Source organism: Bradyrhizobium sp. 31Argb, assembly GCF_043638955.1.
Classification (GTDB): domain Bacteria; phylum Pseudomonadota; class Alphaproteobacteria; order Rhizobiales; family Xanthobacteraceae; genus Bradyrhizobium.
Map to the genome: position 1 here is coordinate 1 of NZ_JBEGDB010000433.1, position 4,597 is coordinate 4,597.

4 protein-coding genes are annotated in these 4,597 nt (G+C 62.5%); 2 read left to right on the top strand and 2 right to left on the bottom strand.

Annotated elements, in window-relative coordinates; genetic code table 11:
* Window positions 1–77 precede the first annotated feature (77 nt).
* Window positions 78–1,004 (bottom strand): SMP-30/gluconolactonase/LRE family protein, encoded by a 927-nt coding sequence (locus AAFX91_RS39395; RefSeq protein WP_394570090.1) that lies wholly within the window; start codon window positions 1,002–1,004, stop codon window positions 78–80.
* Between the two features lie 233 nt (window positions 1,005–1,237).
* Window positions 1,238–2,077, bottom strand: coding sequence for a GyrI-like domain-containing protein (locus tag AAFX91_RS39400; protein WP_394570091.1), 840 nt, complete (start codon window positions 2,075–2,077; stop codon window positions 1,238–1,240).
* A 240-nt stretch (window positions 2,078–2,317) separates the two neighbouring features.
* On the opposite strand from AAFX91_RS39400, the gene AAFX91_RS39405 reads away from it, so the two are divergent.
* Both AAFX91_RS39405 and AAFX91_RS39410 read left to right on the top strand, forming a co-directional pair.
* Window positions 2,318–3,550, top strand: a complete 1,233-nt coding sequence (locus tag AAFX91_RS39405; RefSeq protein WP_394570092.1) for an ABC transporter substrate-binding protein — start codon at window positions 2,318–2,320, stop codon at window positions 3,548–3,550.
* 70 nt (window positions 3,551–3,620) lie between these two features.
* Window positions 3,621–4,547, top strand: a complete 927-nt coding sequence (locus tag AAFX91_RS39410) for a mandelate racemase/muconate lactonizing enzyme family protein (protein WP_394570093.1) — start codon at window positions 3,621–3,623, stop codon at window positions 4,545–4,547.
* Window positions 4,548–4,597 lie beyond the last annotated feature (50 nt).

Here is a 4,597-nt window from a genome sequence, read left to right on the forward strand (position 1 = left end):
CAGATCAAAGCTTCGCAGCCATGATCCATCTGACCGCTGCCGTGATAAACTCCCGATGAATCCCAACAGACCCTACATCACTTGTTCAAAAAATTCAGCGGCAACCCAGGCCGCGACCAGTCCATCGCGATCAGCTCGCCCTTGCCTGACAGCGTGATGTAGGCGGTCTTCAGCTCAGGTCCGCCAAAGGCGATGTTGGTGGTGACGCGGTCGCCGGTCGGCACCTGCTCGACCAGGGTACCGTCAGGCGCGATCACGGAGATGCAGCCCGAGACCAGCGTCGCCACGCAGACATTGCCGCTCGCCTCCACCGCAAGCGAATCGAACATCTGGTAGCCGCCGAGCCCGGCAATCGGCTTGCCGCGTTCGCCGCGATAAATCACGTCGCGCGGCTTGACGGTTCCAGGCGCAGAAAGATCATAGGCCCAGAGCCGCGCGGTCGGCGTCTCCGCGATGTAAACCGTGTTCTCGTCCGGCGACAGGCCGATGCCGTTGGCGGGCAGCAGGCCGTGCACGCCTTCGACAATCTCCTTCATGCCGGGCTTGATGTAATAGAATGCGCCGACATCCATCTCGCGGGCGCGACGCTTGCCGAGATCGGAGAACCAGAGCCCGCCATGCTTGTCGAAGACAAGGTCGTTCGGTCCCCTCAGGGCATGCTCGCCGCATTTGTCGACGACGGTCTCGACCTTGCCGGACTGCAGGTCGACGCGCTGGATCGAGCCGCCGATATAATCGTCCGGCTGCGGCCCCGGCATGATCATGTTGCGCGTCGGGATCCAGCTAAAGCCGCCATTGTTGCAGATGTACATCTTGCCGTCGGGACCGAGCGCCGCGCCATTGGGGCCGCCGGGAATCTGCGCCACCACGTCCTTGCGCCCGTCCGGATAGACCCGCGTTAGCCGCTTCCCGCGGATTTCGACCAGCACCACCGATCCATCCGGCATCACCACCGGCCCTTCCGGAAATTCGAGATCGGTGGCAAGAACGCGGATATTGGCCATGAAATCCTCCCGGCTGCTTGTGGCTGCAAGGGGATTTTTCAGCCGGCCCCACGCAACGTGTTGTTGGCGTGAAGTTATGACAAAGACGCCGTTGCTTGCCAAGCAAGCGCGAAGCAGGGCAGCTTTGCGAGCTGCCGTAGGATGGATAGAGCGCCAGCGAAACCCATCGTCTCGCCCCATCACAGCCGGCGCATTGATGGGTTTCGCTGCGCTCTACCCATCCCACACGTCCATCACTCCTTGACCGGCACCCAGATCTCGAGGCCGCCATTGCCGGTCATAGGATCGAACGTCTCGTCATAGCGCTCGAAGTTCGGCGCATCGGCCGCCTTCATGCCGGATTGCGGCAGCCAGTGATTCCAGATCGTGTTCACGGTCCGCCGGATCGTGGAGATGTGCTCGCTGTGGGTGAAGACCGCATATTTCTGCTCGGGGATTCGCACCCGGCTGAACTCGCGCGGCAGATCGGAGAAGTCGGCGACCTCGACGCCGGCGATGTAATCGAAATTGCCGGCGTCATCTCCGTTGCAGCAGACGCCATAGGCGACGTTGCCGATGCGGCCGGGAATATTGCCGACCGTCTGGTGAAAGCGTTGCCACTGGTTCGGAATGCCGGCGCCATCGCAATTCCCGTGATTGTAGCGTTCGCCGACGCCGGCGACGAGGAACGCCTTTCCGGTCGCAATACGCGGCGGGCTGAGATGATCGAGCGCGGTTGAATCCATCATGATCGGCTCCTGTAGTTTAAGCTTGCCGAGGCACGTCGTGGCGCGAACCGTTTCGGGCGTGACGCCGAAATGGTCGCGGAACGCGCGGGTGAACGCTTCGTGAGAACCGTAGTCCGCATCCAGCGCCAGGCTGAGAATATCCGGCGCGCCGCTCGCGAGCGCGCGAGCCGCCTCGCTGAGACGGCGGGCGCGCACGTATCGCATCACCGAAAACCCCGTCGCCGCCGCAAACGCGCGCACCAGGTGGAAGCGCGAGACACCGGCGATGCCGGCGATCTCGTCGAGCGTCAGCGGCTGACCAAGATGGCTCTCGATGTACCAGAGCGCCTTCTGGGCTGGATTCATGGCTGTCGGCCTTCCCTCAAAGCGCGTCCATCATGCGCGATCGCGCCGAACACCGTTTGACAGTCCTTGCTGTCCGGCAGCAATCAGAGCGTCGTTCCGTCCCACGGAAATTGCAACCCACCCCTTCGCTGGCAAGGCCAAGCCAATCGTGCATACTCGCTGACGCATCGATCCGACGGCTCACCCAAAGCTGCCCATAATCAAGACTGCAAGAGCCGCGGCGAACTGTCAGGGAGGACAATGATGCATTACCGGCTCTTGAACTATGCCCAATCCACGCTGCTTGCGACACTTCTGGCTGTCGCGCTCGCGGGAACCGCCAGCGCACAAAAGAAATACGACCCCGGTGCCACCGACACCGAAATCAAGATCGGCAACATCATGCCCTACTCCGGCCCGGCTTCGGCTTATGCCACCATCGGCAAGACCGAAGCGGCCTATTTCAACAAGCTCAACGCGGAAGGCGGCATCAACGGCCGCAAGATCAACTTCATCAGCTATGACGACGCCTATAGCCCGCCGAAGACGGTCGAACAGGCACGCAAGCTCGTCGAGAACGACGAGGTGCTGCTGATCTTCAACCCGCTGGGCACGCCGGGCAATACCGCGATCCAGAAATACATGAACTCGAAGAAGGTGCCGCAGCTCTTCGTCTCTACGGGAGCCGCCAAGTGGAACGACCCGAAGAACTTTCCGTGGACCATGGGCTGGCAGCCCAGCTATCAGGTCGAAGCGCGGATCTACGGCAAGTACATCCTGCAGAACTATCCCGGCAAGACGATCGGCGTGCTCTACCAGAACGACGATTTCGGAAAGGACTATGTGATCGGCCTGCGCGACGGCCTCGGCGATCAGGCTGGCAAGCTGATCATCGTGGAGGCCTCCTACGAGACCAGTTCGCCCACGGTGGATTCCCAGGTGGTGCAGATCAAGGGCGCCAATCCCGACATCTTCGTCAACATCGCGACGCCGAAATTCGCGGCGCAGGCGATCAAGAAGATCGCCGAGCTGGATTGGCACCCGGTGCAGTTCCTGACCAACGTGTCCGTCTCGATCGGCGGCGTCATGAAGCCGGCCGGCTATGAGGCCAGCCAAGGCGTGCTTTCCACCAACTATCTGAAGGATCCCAAGGACGCCGAATGGAAGAACGATCCCGCCATGAACGAGTGGCGGGCATTCATGGGCAAATGGTATCCTGAAGGCGATCTCGACGACGCCGCGACCGTGTTCGGCTATGGCGTCGCCAAGGGGCTCGAGCAGGTGCTGCGCCAATGCGGCGACAACCTCACCCGCGAGAATGTCATGAAGCAGGCGGCCAATCTCGATTTCCAGATCGGCATCTACCTGCCGGGCACGCGCATCAAGACCGGCCCGAACGACTTTGCGCCGATCGAGCAGCTCCAGATGACGCGCTTCAAAGGCGAGAGCTGGGAACGGTTCGGCCCCGTCATGAGCGGCGAGAAGAGCTCTTAAAAGTAGCCATCGCTTCAAATCGACGTATCCCGCTCGCGCGGGATACGTCATTCGGCAGTGGAGAAACGCCATGAAAATCACTGATGTCCGTGCACACCACATCCGCATTCCCTATGACGCCGGCCCCGCGAGCTTCCGGCAGGGCGCGTCGGCAATCGCGGCGCTCGACATGGTGCTGGTCGAAGTCTCGACCGATAGCGGCCTCACCGGTTGGGGCGACGCCTTCGCCTATGTCTGTCCGCGCACGACCTGCACCGCGATCGAGGAAATGATCGTGCCGCAGGCGCGTGGCCTCGACGTGCCTGATACCTCCGGCATTCCCGCCGTCATGGAGCAGATCCAGCGCAACCTGCATCTGTTCGGCCGCTACGGCATCACGATGTTCGCGATCTCGGGGCTCGACATCGCGCTGTGGGACCTTGCCGGCAAGATCAAGGGCGTGCCGCTGCATCGGCTGATCGGCGAGGCCAGACGCGCAAAGATCCCGGCCTATGCGAGCCTGATGCGGATCGGCACGCCGGAACATATCGCGAGCGAATGCGAGGCCGCGCTCCGTCGCGGCTATGGCGCGATCAAGCTGCACGAGACCACGACGCCGGCGGTGTTCGCGGCACGCAACGCGATCGGCAGCGACGTCCCGCTGATGGTCGACATGAACTGCCCGCTGGATGGCCCGAGCGCGATTGCTTTCGCTCAGGCCTGCCAGGCGGCAAGTCCGATGTTCCTCGAGGAGCCGGTCTGGCCCCCGGAGGATTTTGCCACGCTCGCCGACGTGCGCGCCAAGGGCGGCCTCGACATCGCGGCGGGCGAGAATGCCTGCACCGTGCACCAATTTCGCCAGATGATGACGGCGGACGCCGTCAGCCATGCGCAACCCTCGGTGACCAAGGTCGGCGGCATCACCGAGTTCCTGAGAGTTGCGGCGCTCGCCGACGAACTCGGCGTCAAGATCGTTCCGCACTCGCCCTATTGTAACCGGCATGAGGCCCCCACCTAGCCATCCTTCGGCTTGCGCGCGATACAGCCTGGCATGAGCGGATCGGTGGA